The sequence below is a fragment of the Pseudobutyrivibrio xylanivorans genome (assembly GCF_008935055.1).
Taxonomy (GTDB): Bacteria; Bacillota; Clostridia; order Lachnospirales; family Lachnospiraceae; genus Pseudobutyrivibrio; species Pseudobutyrivibrio xylanivorans_A.
On record NZ_CP043028.1, the window covers coordinates 1,297,993 to 1,314,200 of the forward strand.

The following is a 16,208-nucleotide window of genomic DNA, read 5'->3' on the forward strand; positions in this document are numbered from 1 at the left end:
CCGTTCAAAAAGGGAATTCTGTCCCCTATCTAGAAATGCTGTTCAGATATTACTCTCCGGAGAATATTTTACCTATTTTACATAAGGGATGCAACGCACTTCTCAACTTCTTTCATGTCTGCTGTAGGCTCAAAACGTGCCACTACATTTCCCTGGCGATCAACGATAAACTTTGTGAAGTTCCATTTAATTTCTGGATTGTTCTTGTAATCCTTATCAATAGTCTTAAGCATGGCTCCCATCGCAAAAGCCTTTGGTCCCTTACCAAATCCCTCAAAGCCCTTCTGCGACTTGAGATATTTGAAAAGCTCAATTGCATTCTCGCCATTAACTTCAGCCTTCTTCATCTGAGGGAACTGTGTATTATAGTGGAGCTGGCAGAACTCGTGAATCTCATCATCGCTCTCTGGAGCCTGTCCTGCAAACTGGTTGCATGGTACATCAACTACCTCAAATCCCTGCTCGTGATATGCTTCGTAAATCCTTTCGATATCCTCGTAATGTGGTGTGAATCCGCAGCCTGTAGCTGTATTTACAACCATTACTACCTTTCCCTCGAAATCCTTCATTGAAAGCTGCTCTCCGTTTGCCTGCTCTACTGTTAAATCATAAAATCCCATGACGTTTCCTCCTTACTGAAACCATTTCATAACTTTTGATTGTGCGCAATCTATTTTATATTTAGATTGTACGCAATTTAATTTTGTTTGTCAACAACTTTTTTCGAAACTTAAAAGGGAGAGCAAAATCTGCTCTCCCTGAAGAAACTAATTCAACTCTTATCTCTGCTCGAAATAACTGTCCACACCTGCTGCAATTCCCTCTGCCAACTTCTGTTGATACTCTTCATTTGCAAGCTTCTGATCATCACTCTCGTTTTTGATATTTCCAACAATAACGATAGCATTTGGCATCTGGCACCAGTTTATACCAATGATATCATCAGTCTCCACCACATCCTTGCTTGCATCCGCAGTTCGTTCAGCAAGACAACCTCTGAGTGTGTCTGCTAAAAGACGGCAATAACTGTAAGTTACGAAATTATAAGGATTGTCCTCTGTCTCGCATACCACTGTAATTCCAGATGACTTGCTACTCTTGGCACTTGAGCGTATAGTAACGTACAAATCTGCCTCTAGCGTATTGGCAAACATTGCACGCTCAGCACTACTAATATTTACATCATTGGTGATTCTTGTCATCTCCACCCTGTAGCCCTGTTTTTCCAGCTCTTTTTGAGTTTTCAGTGCTACCAGAAGATTTATATCATACTCATTATTCGAAGTAACGGCTCCTGTTGCTCCAACCATGTCATCTTCAGCCCACTTCCAGGCTCCTGGACCGACAGACTCCTTGGTATTGTTTTCAATAGCCTGACAGCCTGGGTCAATAACCACCACCTTTTGGTCGTCGCTCTTGGACTTTTTGGCCTCTGCAGTGAAGGACGTTCCTATAAATGAAAATATAAGGAGCACCATCATTGATATAGTCTTGAATCTTCTTAAGTTGTAATTTTTCATAGATGAATCACTCCCCTCAAAAGAAAAATAGATGTGTGTGGCATATTCATCACCTCACACATCTATTATCGTCATTTAATGTGAAAAATTTATGAAAAAACAGGACTTAACTATGAATTAATTCTAACAAATTCGTAGCCAGCTCCTTCTACTGCAGCCTTGATATCTGCCTCCGCTACTTCGCCCGAAGTTTTAAGTGTTACAAGGTTTTCATCGTGGTTTGCTGTAGCCTCCTCAACCCCTGCAAGTTTCTCCAAAGCTTCCTTTACATGTGCCTCACAGTGCTGACACATCATTCCCTTAACTGTAATTTCCATAGTGTTATCTTCCTCCTTAGAAACTATTGTTTTTGATTCTAATAATGGCTCATGTCCTAGCGAATTCTTAAGTGGCTTATCCTTTTCGTGATTTGTCATCTTGAAAAGGTTCAGACGTAGCGCATTTGTCACTACGCAAAAGCTGGAAAGACTCATGGCAGCAGCTCCAAACATAGGATTTAGTGTCCAACCAAAAGCATGAATGTAAGCACCTGCTGCAAGAGGTATTCCAATCACATTATAGAAAAATGCCCAGAACAGATTCTCATGAATATTAGTAAGTGTGGCCCGGCTAAGTCGAACTGCCGCCGCAACATCTGTCAATCTACTCTTCATCAATACTACATCAGCCGCATCAATGGCAACATCTGTACCGGCGCCAATGGCAATTCCCATGTCAGCTCTGGTAAGGGCTGGGGCATCGTTAATTCCATCGCCTACCATCGCAACTTTTCCAAACTCCTGAAGCTTTCGAATGACCTCTTCCTTGCCATCAGGCTTCACTCCAGCAACCACCTCATCTACGCCAGCCTCCGCTGCAATAGCGGCAGCGGTCTTTGGATTATCACCAGTAAGCATCACCACATGGATTCCCATATTCTTAAGCTGCTTGATTGCCTCTGGTGAGTCCTCCTTTATTACATCTGCAACAGAAATGATTCCTAAGAACCTTTCATCACTTGCAAAGAATAAGGGTGTCTCGCCCTTTTCAGAAAGAGTATCAGCAAGTCCAAGATAAATATCTTCTATCAACACCTTTGAACTGATGAACTCAAGATTTCCACCATAAACCTGTTTGCCATCAAGAATTCCTGTTAAACCATTTCCTGAGAGCACCTTAAAATCTGAAACCTCTGCTGGCTCAAGTCCCTCACCAAGCCCATAGGCCACAATAGCCTTTGCAAGCGGATGCTCGGACTTATTTTCAAGAGCGAAGGCTGTACGAAGCAAATCAACATCATCTGTCCCCTCTGCCTCAAAGATTCCAATGACCTTTGGCTCACCCTTCGTAATAGTGCCAGTCTTATCGAGCGCAACTATCTGTACCTTGCCGGTCTCCTCGAGAGAAACTGCCGTCTTAAACATAATACCATGCTTAGCACCCATGCCATTACCGACCATTATAGCAACCGGTGTGGCAAGTCCAAGGGCACATGGACAGCTGATTACTAATACTGATATTGCTCGCGATAGAGCAAATCCAAAAGGCTGGTCCACAAAAAGCCAAATTAAAAATGTAATAAGTGCAATGCCTATAACAGTAGGAACAAATATACCTGATACTCTGTCTGCAATCTTTGCAATTGGTGCCTTTGTTGCCGCAGCGTCACTAACCATCTGAATAATCTGCGAAAGTGTTGTATCTTTTCCAACTCTGGTGGCCTCACAAACCAGATAGCCACTTTCATTACTGGTGGCGGCAGAAACTGTGTCACCAATCTGCTTATCTACTGGAATACTCTCACCTGTCAAAGCAGACTCGTTAACTGCACTGCTGCCATCTATAACTACTCCATCAACAGGGATATTATCACCTGGTTTTACTACAAATCTGTCTCCAATCTTTACCTGCTCAATTGGTACCTCTACTTCAGCACCATCCTTTAGGATGACAGCGGTCTTAGCCGCAAGCTTCATCAAATCCTTCAGAGCATCTGTGGTTCGCCCCTTCGAAATCGATTCCAAAAGCTTTCCAACTGTGATAAGTGTGAGAATCATGGCTGCGGATTCAAAATAGAAATCATCCATAAGTGCCATAACTCTTGCTTCATCACCATTAAGCTGCGCACCTGTCATAGCAAACAGTGCATATAAGCTGTATACAAATGATGCAGCCGAGCCCATAGCCACAAGTGTATCCATATTTGGTGCTCCGTGAATCACTCCCTTGAAACCGCTGATGAAAAACTTCTGGTTTATCACCATAACAAGTCCCGCAAGCACCAGCTCGTAGATTCCCATGGCAACGTGATTGCCGTCTAAAAATGTCGGTAGCGGCCAGTTCCACATCATGTGTCCCATGCTCACATACATCAGCGGCACTAACAAAATCAGAGAAGCTATCAGACGCTTCCTGATTTTTGGACTCTCAGTATCCGCTAAAGCATCATCATAATTAGGCTGCTTGGTCTCACCATCTGCTCCACCATCTGACGCAAGGCTTGCTCCATATCCTGCATTTTCAATTGCTTTTATTATCTCTGAGGAATCAGCGCTCCCCTCCACTCCCATGGAGTTGGTCAGAAGGCTAACCGCACAGTTCTCCACGCCAGGCACAGCCGAAACGGCCTTTTCCACCCTTGCCTGACAGGCGGCGCAACTCATTCCTGTAACATTATATTTTTCCATAAATGACCTCACATAAAACTTTGTCAGCTCATACTATAATATGATATTTGATTTTGCGCAATCGAATATAAGCTTATTGAGATATATTTTCATTATACAAATAATGGGCTCCGATTTGGAGCCCATAGTACATTAAATATTATACACTTGTAAAATTTTAGGGTATTTACTTTGATTATTTATCTACTTCAAATAATACCTTTTCTTTTGTAACTGTTGCTTCGTTTGTGAAATTAACTTCCTTAAAAGCATTTGCATTTGAGAGAATAGTTATAACTACTGTTGGATGTCCTGCTTCTCTAACTTTATCAAAATCAACTTCGACAATAGGCTGACCAGCTTTAACTTTGTCGCCAACCTTTACCTTTGCAGTAAATCCCTCTCCATTCATACTAACAGTATCAATACCTATATGAACAAGAATCTGAACTCCGCCAATTCCCTCAATGCCAAATGCATGCAATGTGTCTGAAAGCTGAAGAATTTGACCATCACAAGGAGCAACAATGGTTCCATTTGTTGGCTCAATTCCGATACAAGGTCCCACTAATCCCTGTGCAAAAACTGCATCAGGAATATCTTCCATAGCAACAATACTACCATCTGCAGTTGCATTTACAGATAAAGGAAACTCTACCTTAGCATCTGTCTTTTTTAACATATCAAATAATCCCATATTACTCCTTTCAAGACTAATCCAAGTCTCTTCCATTGCTTTTTATTACTTTTTGATACCAATAAAATGATTTCTTCTTAAATCGCTTCATTGTACCTGTTCCGTCATTGTTTTTATCGACGTAAATGAAACCATATCTTTTCTTCATTTCACCTGTAGATGCACTGACAAGATCGATACATCCCCATGCGGTATAACCCATAAGCTCAACGCCATCCCTTACAGCTTCTCTCATTTGTTCAATGTGCTCTCTTAGGAAAGAAATTCTGTAATCGTCATTAATTGAACCATCTGGTTCTACCGTATCAACAGCGCCTAGTCCGTTTTCCACAATCATGATTGGAATCTGATAGCGATCATATACATGATTCAATACATAGCGGAGTCCCTCTGGATCAATTTGCCAGCCCCAATCAGATGCTTTCAGATAAGGATTTTTAAAGCCTCCAAATACATTTCCCTGAGTCTCATCCCCTTCTGGTCTGGTTCCCATAACATGGGATTTATAATAACTAAATGTATAAAAATCCACGCATCCCTGAGCGATATCCTCAAGATCTCCAGCTTCCATTTTTATATGGATATTGTTCTCTTCAAAATAACGCTTAGCAAAGGCTGGGTATTTTCCACGAACTTGAACATCACCGCAAAGCATATTACTAATCTGATCTTTCTGCATTGCAAAGATAACATCCTCTGGTTTACAGGTGCTAGGATAGCCGCAGCTATAATTAATCATGCAGCCGACCTTCATTTCAGGATTAATTTCATGAGCTAATTTAACTGCACGTGCACTGGCAACAAACTGATGATGAAGTGCCTGCATTCGAATTTGCTTGCTGTCGATATCAGTAACATTGAATCTGCCACTGTCATCAATCAAAAGCGCTCCACCAAGATAACCACCTGCTGGAACCAGCAGGCTGTTTATTTCATTAAATGTAATCCAATATTTTACTGTTTTACTATATCTTTCGAATAACACTTTACAATAACGCATAAAGCAATCAATAGCTTCTCTTCCAACCCAGCCATTGTACCTTTGTGTAAGTGTAAATGGTGCTTCGTAATGTGATATAGTCACGATTGGCTCAATACCATATTTTTTCAACTCTTTAAATACATCATCGTAAAAAGCAAGGCCTGCTTCATTTGGCTCTTGCTGATCGCAATCAGGAAAGATTCGCGACCAGGCTATCGACATTCTGTATGCTTTAAATCCCATTTCTGCAAATAGCTTTATATCTTCTTTGTAGTGATGATAAAAATCTATTGCTTCGTGTGATGGATAGTATGTACCTTCCTCTGTCACTTTTGTGATTCTTCTTGGAGTGTCAACTGTGCCCCCTGTCATCATATCTGCAGTACTAGGTCCTTTACCATCTATATTCCAAGCTCCTTCAAGCTGATTTGCTGCGGTAGCTCCTCCCCATAAAAAGTTTTCTGGAAATATTGAATTACTCATAATGTATTATTACCTCGTATTATTCTTCTGTGTCTTCAAAACCTAAAATAAATGTAAGAATAAATGTAACGACAAAACCGATTGCTGAAGCAATGATTGCGTGAACCATGCTCATAGGATTCTCTGTGATGAATGCAGGGAATGTAAGTAAACCTGTGATACCAAGCGCTGAACGGCCAACACCCATTAAACCAGCGTAGAAACCACCGGCAACACCACCGATAACAACAGCAGCTAGAGGCTTCTTGAACTTAAGGTTAACACCAAACATAGCAGGCTCTGTAACACCTAATGCAGCAGTTAAACTTGTTGATAAACCTACCTGCTTTGTATTAGCATTCTTTGTCTTTAATGCAACTGCAAGAGCAGCAGCACTCTGAGTAAAGCTGTGAACCAACATACCAGGTCCAACAATGCTATCAACACCTGTTGCAGCATAAACTGTCATAACTACAGGTCCAAGGCTATAGTGCATACCAGTCATAATCAAGAATGGGAAGATACCGCCGATAAGTGCTGATACTAACCAACCAGCATGTGTATTGATAAATGTTACTACTGCTGCTAATCCATTACCTACAATTGCACCAAGAGGTCCAAGTACAATAAGTGTAAGTGGGAACATGATTATAATTACAAGTAATGGCTTTAAGATAGCCTTTACAATATTTGGAACAATCTTGTCTACGAATCTTTCAACATAAGATAAAACCCAGACAACTAAGATGATTGGTATAACTGATGATGAATAAGTTGCATTTGTGATAGGTAAACCAAGTAACTTGACTGGCTCTCCAGCTGACATTAATGCACTGAATGAAGGATGAAGTAATACACCAGCTAATGTAAGTGCAAAACCTACATTGGTCTTAAACTTCTTAGCAGCACTCCAAGCTAAAAGCATTGGTAAGAAATAATAAGCTGCATCGCCTACAAAAGTTAAGATAGCATAAAGCTGTCCATCAAGATCGATAAGGTTAAAGGTCTTTAAAACAATAAGAACGGCCTTTATCATTGCACAGCCAATCATTGATGGAATAACTGGTGTGAAGATTCCTGCAAGTGTGTCCAATACACGATTCACAACATTGCCTGATTTCTTTTCATTAAGGTCACCATCGATAACCTCATCAACTGTACCCTTCTTCTCAAAGCCACCAACTTTACAAATCAAATCATAAGCTTCGTTAACGCCCTGACCAATAATAATCTGGAACTGATTTGCAGCCCACTGCGAACCTAAAACACCAGGAAGCTTTTCGATTTCTTCTTTTTTTACAAGGCTCTGGTCCTTAAGATTAAATCTTAATCTTGTTACGCAATGACTGAAAAACTCAACATTGCTCTTTCCTCCTAAGAGATCCACAACTTCATTTGCAAGTTGTTCATACGTACTCTTTCCCATTTTTTCTCCTTTTGTTTAAAGTCCATTCGACTAAAAAATAATATAAAAAAACCCCAGAGAAAGTAAGACCTGCTTACTTCTCTGAGGTGACGCCCAATTGGTTACGATCCTCTTGTGTTGATAACCCAACTATATGTAATAATAAATATGCCTGTTCCTCTTCAGAACACTCTTTATCAAATTCTTTGGTTAGGAACTCGTCAATCTTCTTTACACATTCGTATTGCTCAGGGTTCTTTACCTTAAGGCTTTCAAGCAACTCGGTATTCTGTGAATACTGCTCGTTTCTCTCACGCCTTCTTACAAAGTATTTGATATGATTTTTATATCTGAAATAGTAAAAACTCTTTTTATCAAGCTTTATGTCTAATTCCTCTTCAATTATGCTATCTAACTTTTTGACGATTCTTTCTGTTCGTCTCTCAGTAGTCTCGCCAACCTTTGTTGGCTTTTGAAGAGCTCCCATCAGATGAATGACTAAACTAGTTACCTCTCCTTTTTCAAGATGAATTCCTGCCCAATCATTTATCTTCTTAACCATCCATATAGCGAGCTTATTTATCTCAGGATAGTGAAAAGCCATTTCTTCTGAGTATGGTAATCCAAGTGTTAAGCCCTGCTTGGTTCTATTAATTGCGAAGTTGATATGATCCGCCAAAATAAAAACCAAATTAGGATTAAGCTGACCATCTAGTTTGCTAGAGGCTACATCAACTAATTGTGTAACAAAGCTCAATAGTTCTGGCGATACTGTTTCAAGTAATCGCTGGTGGCTTGGTTCAATATTGTAATAGGTTCTGTCGATAAGAGATAAATCTGTCACCTCATAAGGCATTTGAGGAAATCCAATACCTTTTCCGGTTACAATGATTTCTCTTCCATTGCCGTCTTGTCCAATGGCCACGTTATTATTGATTTTTTTGACAATTAGCATGTTAGAACCTCTCTTTAGGATTTTGGGCATAAAAAAAACCTTTTCGAACATAGTAAGTCGAAAAGGTAATGCCTCGAAAGTTACAATCCTTAATACGCATATTAAGATACCATTTACACTTACTCTGTGCAATATGTTACTTTTAATAAAAAGCGGTGTCAATTATTATATAAAATACCCAAAAATCCTAGAATCAGTCACTTCTTACCTCAATATCTCATCAATTGTAGACACTGTACTAAAGCTTCCAGCATTAGCAGAGATAATGTCCTTCATTATTGGAAGTTCGAAGTAGCTTATATAGCATATTAATGTATTGTTTTCGCCAGCGATTGCACCTCTAGAGTCCATGATGGTACAGGTTTTGTTCAGCTGTTTCTTTATGTCAGCAATAATGTTATCTGGGTCCTGGGTGATAATGGTAACCTGCTTAATGGCTTCGAAATGGTCTGTGTAATGATCGATAACAGTGGTAGCCACCACATAAACCAAAAGACTAAGCAATGCCGCTGTCATATCTATCGTGAAAAACACTGTGAAATAAACTAATGCATTGAATGCAAGCAAAACGGGAGTCATGCTGTAATTTCGACCTGTTTTATCAGATAGGCGCTTAACAACTATGTTGGCTAATATCTCAGAACCATCTATACATCCACCATTTCGAAGGATAAGGGATAGGCCTGCCCCAAGGATTGCCCCACCAAAAGCAACTGCAAGGAAATGCTCGGTGTTAAGCTCGAAGGGAATCTCCTCGAAAAAATGTATTCCCAAAGTGTAGGTCAAAGAACCGACTGTAGCTTTGATAGTGAAGCTTTTTCCAAGCACTACGTGTCCTGCTATTATAAAAGGTATAAATACTAAAAATACAAGAGGCGCCAGTGAAAGCCCAGTAAGCTTGCTGATAATGATGGCAACCCCTGCTGTTCCATAATCAATGGCGTCATTTGGCAATATAATCAGTGCGACTGAAAAACTGGCCATTATGGCTCCAACTATAATAAATATGTACTGTAAAATCCCTTGTGTTTTCTTCATATATACCTTTCTATTGTAAATATTCTGTAAAATTCATTCTTATTAAAAATTATAACTAACAATATTTCCCATATCAACAGATGTGTCTCACACTTATTGAAAAATATTTTAACAAGTGCTATTTTGTTTATAACGCTATCACTTTAAAGCGTTAAACTATTATTTATAAGAAAGGATGGAATTATGTTATGAAACAAATCAGTAGCTTTATCGGAAAGTACATGGCTATCATTGTACTTGTAGTCGCAGCGCTGGCTCTTTTTAAGCCAGGCACATGCCTTTGGATTCAGACTAGTTGGATTAACTATCTCCTTATGATAGTCATGTTTGGAATGGGTCTTACAATTAAGCCTGAAGATTTTGTTTTAGTATTCACTCATCCAAAGGATATTCTTATTGGCTGTATTGCCCAATTCACAATAATGCCTCTGCTTGCATTTATACTGGGAAAGACCTTCGGTCTTGAGGCTGGACTGCTTGCAGGTGTTATTCTAGTTGGAACTTGTCCTGGTGGTACATCCAGCAACGTCATCACATATCTTAGCGAAGGTGATGTAGCTTTATCTGTTGGCATGACTAGCGTAAACACTCTTCTTGCACCACTGCTTACACCTGTTATCACATATTTATTCCTTCACACAACAGTATCTGTTGATGTGCTTGCTATGTTCCTATCAATTATCAAGGTAGTTATCATTCCAATCGCACTGGGCTTCGTCATTAACCACTTCTTTGGAAAATTCACTACTAAGGTAAAGGAAGCACTTCCACTTGTTTCAGTGCTGGCAATCACACTGATTGTTGCAGCCGTTGTATCTCACAACTCACAGCAGATTCTTACAACTGGCGCTGTAATCTTTGTAGTTGTAATCCTTCATAATCTTCTTGGTTATAGCTGCGGATTACTCCTTGGAATAGCCCTTAAACTTCCACTTGCTAAGAAAAAGGCACTTTCTGTTGAAATTGGAATGCAAAACTCAGGACTTGCTACTTCACTTGCAGCCACAGCATTTCCTAATCTTGCAATGGCCACAGTACCTGGCGCCATCTTCTCTGTATGGCACAACATCTCAGGCGCTTTGCTTGCAAACATCTACCGCAGAATGACTGAGGAGAAGGATGTTGCTGTTGTACGCAAACTCAAAATCGAAATGTAGATTAATTTATTGTAAATTGCAAAAATCCCACGGCAGATGCCGTGGGATTTCTATTAATCAGCTATAACTTCTTTAAGAATAACTTCATTTCCTGTGACAAGATATGTGTTGCCGCTGCCACAATGTGGACAGGTCTTACCGTGGGCAACTGTTTCGTACTCCTGCTTGCAATCCTCGCAGAAGGTCACAGCCTTAATTGTTTCGCAAGTGAGCTTGCTGCCATCAAGTCTTGGGTACTTTTTCGCATTCCAAGCCCAGCAGTCAATCAAATAATCTGGAATGACTGTGGAAACCTCACCGATTGAGAGCACTACCTCGTTGATGTGCTCAGCGTTGTTCTCAATAGCAACTTCCTCTACCTGTTTCGCTACATGAAACACAATACCTAATTCATGCATTATTTATACTTCCTCTCTAACTCTAAGACGCCATATATATACAAAACAAATCTAATCTTTCAAGCTCCCGCAGGGCACCCTCCGCACTCTCGCGAGGGTCCTCCCGCCGGCGTAGGTCCTCCCTCGCTCGGCACGGTATCCCCTGCTCGCGCTTGCCAAGGTTGTGTAAGTTTTGTATATATCTGGCTAATCAAAGGCCTGAAGACTATTTATTTGCCTTCTTATACGCCTTGTGCTCGCGCTCAGCCTGCTTTTCAGCATCTGACTTCTTTGAGAACGCAATCTTAGCCGCACGCTTGATAGCGTATGCACCGATATGCTTGAACTTATCTTCAGATGGGACCATGTGTGTACACTCTGGATGAGTTCTGTGAAGCTTGATAGCGTCAAATGCACACTTAGTTGTGCAGACACCACATCCGATACACTTATTCTCATCAACTACAGAAGCACCACACTTAAGGCAACGGCTAGCCTCTGCCTTAACCTGCTCCTCTGTAAGAGTAAGGTGTGCGTCTCTGAATGAATGCTTCATATCAATGCTTGTATCAATAGCTGGCTCATTACGTCCTGCTGTATCATATTCTTCCACAAGAATGTTGTCCTTGTCAAGCTCGATAAAGTCACGACGGTTCTTTCCGATTGTCATAGAGCAGCCTGGCTGTACGAATCTGTGAAGTGAATCAGCAGCGCACTTACCTGCCTCGATAGCATCGATAGCGAACTTAGGACCTGAGTAAACATCACCACCAACAAAGATATCTGGCTGTGCTGTCTGGTATGTGAGCTTATCAGCAACTGGGTAATTTCCATGCCAGAACTCAACCTTCTCGTTCTCACCGAGGAGTCCGCCCCACTCGATACCCTGACCGATAGCGAAGATGATGTTCTTGCACTCTACTGTCATAGTCTCGTTCTCATCATACTGTGGATTGAACTTGCCCTCAGCATCCTTAACTGATGTACACTTTTTGAATACGATACCTGCTACATTGCCCTCAGCATCCTTAAGGATTTCCTTTGGACCCCAACCATTGTTGATTGCGATATCCTCTTCAAGTGTCTCTGTAATTTCGATATTGTTTGCAGGCATCTCATCTCTTGACTCAAGACAGAACATCTGAGGGTTGCCAGCACCAAATCTAGCAGCTGTACGTACACAGTCGATAGCTACGTTACCACCACCGACAACAACTACATTGCCATCCATCTTCTGGCTCTGATCCTCAAGTGCCTTGTGAAGGAATGTAACAGCGATGTCGATACCGTTCTTTGCATCTGTTCCTGGAATTGGTGGAATCTTTCCGCCCTGGCATCCAATTGCAACATAGAATGCCTTGTAGCCCTGAGCACGAAGCTCATCAAGAGTGATGTCCTTACCAACTTCAACGTTGCACTTAATCTCAACACCAAGCTGACGGATAACGTCGATTTCTGCCTCAACAACATCCTTCTCAAGCTTCCATGTTGGAATACCCCATGTGAGCATACCACCTGGACGACTGTTCTTCTCGAATACTGTTGGCTTGTAACCCTTTGTTGCAAGGTAGTAAGCGCAAGAAAGACCTGCAGGACCTGCACCAATGATAGCAATCTTGTCATCCCACTGTGTTAAGCGGTTTGAAGGGATATCGATTGGTGGAATGTATCTTGTCTCAGCGTGAAGATCGCGCTCAGCAATAAACTTCTTAATATCGTCGATAGCAACAGGAGCATCGATTGTACCACGAGTACAAGCAGCCTCACATCTCTTGTTACATACACGACCGCAGATAGCTGGGAAAGGGTTGTCCTTCTTGATAAGGGCAAGAGCATCCTCATATCTGCCTTCCTTAGCCATATTTACATAACCCTGAACAGAAACGTGAGCAGGACAAGCTACCTTACATGGAGCTGTACCAGTCTCGTAGCAGTTCTTACGGTTGTTATCACGATAATCCTCGTCATATTTATCCTTGCCCCAGTGAACTCTGTCTGGAAGAACTACCTTTGGATACTCTACCTGTGAGCCGTCCTTCTTGCAAAGCTTCTGACCAAGCTTAACTGCACCAGCTGGGCAGTACTCAACACACTTACCACAAGCTACACACTTCTCTGCCTCAACGTGTGCTGTGTAAGCTGAACGTGACATGTTAGGAGTGTTGAAAAGCTGTGATGTACGAAGGGCGTTACAAATGTTTACGTTACAGTTGCAAAGACCAAAGATCTTGTTCTCACCATCGATGTTTGTGATCTGGTGAACGTAACCAAGTGTCTCAGCACGCTCAACGATACGCATAGCCTCTTCGTATGTGATATCGTGACCCTTACCAGTCTCACGGCAGTAATCTGCGAAATCACCCAGACCGATACACCAATTCATCTCATCATCACCGCAGCCTTCTTCAAGGCAGGCACGTGATACACGGCATGAACACTGACCTACACCGATGTGGCCTTCGTATTTCTTGAGCCAATATGAAATCTGCTCAAGGTCAAGCTTCTCATTTTCGAACTCGATAGCCTTCTCTACAGGAATAACGTGCATACCTACACCAGCACCTCCTGGTGGGATAAGGTGTGTAAGTCCATCAAGTGGTAAATATGTCATTCTCTCAAAGAATGATGCAACAGCTGGGTGCTGCTTTAATCTATTGTTTGAACGCTCACCTGGAACTGACTCTTCCATGTTGAAAAGCTCTGCAGAACCTGGAACGAAGATAGGAAGTGTGTATCTTCTCTCTGACTGTGGAGCTGTACGTCCGTTGTGATCGTAGTGATTGCCATAATCGTACTCTAAAAGACCGATGTATGACATATCATCAAGAAGCTTCTGGAAAGCCTCCTTATCCTTTGCCTTCTCAGGATTCATTTTGCAAAGTTCATCAAATGTATAGTGATGGCGAACCTTCATTGTAAGGCCAACTTCAGCCATCTCCTCTGTTACGATTTCTGCAAGACCCCAGTACTCTGGATCCTCAACCTTTACACCAAACATCTTGTGTGGCATAACGTCTGTAATCTTTCTTCCAAGCTCGATAATCTTCTTGCTTGGCTCCTTATCCCCCATGTGTGGTGGGATAATTGCTTTACTCATTTCTGGCATTTCCTTATACTCCCTTTCTTTCCTTAAAATGAAGTTCACGAAGGCCCTCAACCTCATCGCAAATCTTCTGTAATGAACAGCTTCCGCAGTCCATCGTTACATTCTTGAAGATATGATCTATGGTGCCAGTGATATCTTCAAGATGCTTTGCCCGCTCCGAAAGTGATTTGTAATCGAAATTCGGATCAGTTATAAATATGAGCTTTACAGCTTCGATATTTTGATTTTCATGGTAGGTGTCTAAAAATAGCTTTCCTACCTGGGCGAAACCGAGACCTTCTTTGATGGCCTCAGCAGAAACTCGAACCGGCTCTCTACCACCCTTGGCAGAGATACGAGTCATGTAGCCCTTTGGATTAATGTGATATCTCACATATTCAATTTTTCTAATAGCATTATAAAGTGCGTTGCCATCACCCATGTTTGCATCATCCACACGAACAATTGAAATTCTGGCATATGGCTGGTCAGCCTTGATGTCCTTCAAATCTGGACCAATCAAAATGACCTCATCCGCTGGAACAAATTCACTGTTGCTTGTGACACCCATGGCACTGACTGCAGGATAAGTTCCTCCTCCAAGCTCAAAAGCCATATCTGCACGAAGGATGAGATTATGGTCTCCCACATCCTCCCAATTCGTATTTACGATATCAAGCTTTCGGGCTTCAGAGAAATCAACTGAATCCAACAACGACTTTATACTTTCGTCATATAACTTCATTTGACTTTTTAAATCTTTCTATCTCTCTTAATCTTATCGTAGTGCTTCGCAATAAGCGGCTGAATTGCGCTTGTAAGCTTCATATCCAAATTGAAGAAGTATACAATCAGCGATAACACGAATAAGCATACAAATACGATTGCAATTATTAAAAGTACTTTCAACATAATAAACTCCTTAACTGGCGGATTACATTCCTTTTTGACGTGCGAACTCGGCTGCGCCAAGTGCACCCATAAGCTGTGGGTCAATTGGAAGTTCTGTAACCTTGAGCTTGAGAACCTGCTCAATTGCAGCCTTAAGACCTGCATTCTTTGCACAACCACCAGTAAGTGTGATGTGGTCTACAGCACCAGCCTTTTTTGACATTACAAAGCAACGCTTAGCAACTGAAAGCTCAATACCTGCTGCGATTTCATCCATAGGCTTACCTTCACCTACAAGTGAGATAACCTCTGACTCAGCAAATACTGTACACTGAGCTGTGATTGGAATAACATTCTTTGCCTTAAGTGAAAGGCATGAGAACTCGTCTAAATCCATTTCAAATGCTCTTGCCATTGCCTCGAAGAAACGGCCTGTACCGGCAGCACACTTATCATTCATGGCAAAGTTAAGAACTGTACCATCAGTATCAACTGCGATACCCTTAACATCCTGTCCACCGATATCGATAATAGCCTTTACGCTCGGGTCAGCTACGTGAACACCCATAGCGTGGCAGCTAATCTCTGAAATGTTCTCATCTGCAAATGGAACCTTGTTACGACCATAACCAGTACCTACAAGGTAAGTTAAGTCCTGGGCACTATTTAAATCTGGAACCTGAGCCACTGCCTGGTCAAGGGCATCCTGGCATGAGAGCACTGCATTGATGCGGCTCTTGAGGGTAACGTCTGCTACCATCTTTCCATTCTCATCAATAATGACACATTTAGTATAAGTACTACCTGAGTCACAACCACCAAAATATCTCATTTTTCTATTCTCCTAGTCCGTCTACAATTTGTGCTGCCTGTATCTCTTCCGGAGACACGCTTTCGCTCTTGTCGCGCTCATTACGTTACGTAATAAGCTGCTTCGCACCTTATAAGTAACGATGGTGCTTAAAGGTCTCCTTGAAGAAATACAGTCACCCCA

14 protein-coding genes are annotated in these 16,208 nt (G+C 41.5%); 1 reads left to right on the forward strand and 13 read right to left on the reverse strand.

The genetic code is table 11. The features are described from left to right. Nucleotides 1-77 precede the first annotated feature (77 nt). The 8 genes from FXF36_RS05990 to FXF36_RS06025 all read right to left on the reverse strand — a co-directional run bounded on the left by FXF36_RS05990 (nucleotide 78) and on the right by FXF36_RS06025 (nucleotide 9,704). Complete coding sequence (locus FXF36_RS05990) at nucleotides 78-620, reverse strand: glutathione peroxidase (protein WP_151622929.1); 543 nt, start codon at nucleotides 618-620, stop codon at nucleotides 78-80. Between the two features lie 159 nt (nucleotides 621-779). Continuing rightward, nucleotides 780-1,520 carry an N-acetylmuramoyl-L-alanine amidase family protein gene (locus FXF36_RS05995; RefSeq protein ID WP_151622930.1) on the reverse strand — a complete coding sequence of 247 codons (741 nt, stop codon included), beginning with the start codon at nucleotides 1,518-1,520 and terminating at the stop codon, nucleotides 780-782. A gap of 110 nt (nucleotides 1,521-1,630) precedes the next feature. Beyond that, nucleotides 1,631-4,186, reverse strand: coding sequence for a heavy metal translocating P-type ATPase (locus tag FXF36_RS06000; protein WP_151622931.1), 2,556 nt, complete (start codon nucleotides 4,184-4,186; stop codon nucleotides 1,631-1,633). A 175-nt stretch (nucleotides 4,187-4,361) separates the two neighbouring features. Next, a complete protein-coding gene (locus FXF36_RS06005) occupies nucleotides 4,362-4,862 on the reverse strand; it encodes a PTS sugar transporter subunit IIA (protein ID WP_151622932.1) in 501 nt (166 codons plus the stop codon). Between the two features lie 16 nt (nucleotides 4,863-4,878). After that, nucleotides 4,879-6,327: a glycoside hydrolase family 1 protein gene (locus tag FXF36_RS06010; RefSeq protein ID WP_151622933.1), complete on the reverse strand. Its 1,449-nt coding sequence runs from the start codon at nucleotides 6,325-6,327 to the stop codon at nucleotides 4,879-4,881. Nucleotides 6,328-6,346: 19 nt separating this feature from the next. After that, a complete protein-coding gene (locus FXF36_RS06015; protein ID WP_151622934.1) occupies nucleotides 6,347-7,732 on the reverse strand; it encodes a PTS transporter subunit EIIC in 1,386 nt (461 codons plus the stop codon). Between the two features lie 73 nt (nucleotides 7,733-7,805). After that, the gene (locus FXF36_RS06020) at nucleotides 7,806-8,666 is read right to left on the reverse strand and encodes a PRD domain-containing protein (RefSeq protein ID WP_167511304.1); all 861 of its coding nucleotides are present in this window, start codon (nucleotides 8,664-8,666) and stop codon (nucleotides 7,806-7,808) included. Nucleotides 8,667-8,870: 204 nt separating this feature from the next. Then, nucleotides 8,871-9,704, reverse strand: coding sequence for a YitT family protein (locus FXF36_RS06025; protein WP_151622936.1), 834 nt, complete (start codon nucleotides 9,702-9,704; stop codon nucleotides 8,871-8,873). A gap of 188 nt (nucleotides 9,705-9,892) precedes the next feature. Here FXF36_RS06025 and FXF36_RS06030 point away from each other — a divergent pair, with 188 nt between their 5' ends. Then, nucleotides 9,893-10,861, forward strand: a complete 969-nt coding sequence (locus FXF36_RS06030; protein WP_151622937.1) for a bile acid:sodium symporter family protein — start codon at nucleotides 9,893-9,895, stop codon at nucleotides 10,859-10,861. 53 nt (nucleotides 10,862-10,914) lie between these two features. Here the strand turns inward: FXF36_RS06030 and FXF36_RS06035 are convergent, their stop codons facing one another. The 5 genes from FXF36_RS06035 to FXF36_RS06050 all read right to left on the reverse strand — a co-directional run bounded on the left by FXF36_RS06035 (nucleotide 10,915) and on the right by FXF36_RS06050 (nucleotide 16,046). After that, on the reverse strand, nucleotides 10,915-11,259 hold the full coding sequence (locus FXF36_RS06035; RefSeq protein WP_028243097.1) for a hydrogenase maturation nickel metallochaperone HypA: 345 nt from the start codon (nucleotides 11,257-11,259) through the stop codon (nucleotides 10,915-10,917). A 205-nt stretch (nucleotides 11,260-11,464) separates the two neighbouring features. Next, on the reverse strand, nucleotides 11,465-14,344 hold the full coding sequence (locus FXF36_RS06040; RefSeq protein WP_243143585.1) for an FAD-dependent oxidoreductase: 2,880 nt from the start codon (nucleotides 14,342-14,344) through the stop codon (nucleotides 11,465-11,467). A gap of 4 nt (nucleotides 14,345-14,348) precedes the next feature. Then, entirely contained in the window at nucleotides 14,349-15,068 is a 720-nt protein-coding gene (locus FXF36_RS06045) for a carbon monoxide dehydrogenase (protein WP_151622938.1), read from the reverse strand. 8 nt (nucleotides 15,069-15,076) lie between these two features. After that, complete coding sequence (locus FXF36_RS16245) at nucleotides 15,077-15,235, reverse strand: hypothetical protein (RefSeq protein WP_167511305.1); 159 nt, start codon at nucleotides 15,233-15,235, stop codon at nucleotides 15,077-15,079. Between the two features lie 22 nt (nucleotides 15,236-15,257). Beyond that, nucleotides 15,258-16,046, reverse strand: coding sequence for an acyl-CoA dehydratase activase (locus FXF36_RS06050; protein WP_151622939.1), 789 nt, complete (start codon nucleotides 16,044-16,046; stop codon nucleotides 15,258-15,260). Nucleotides 16,047-16,208: the final 162 nt, after the last annotated feature.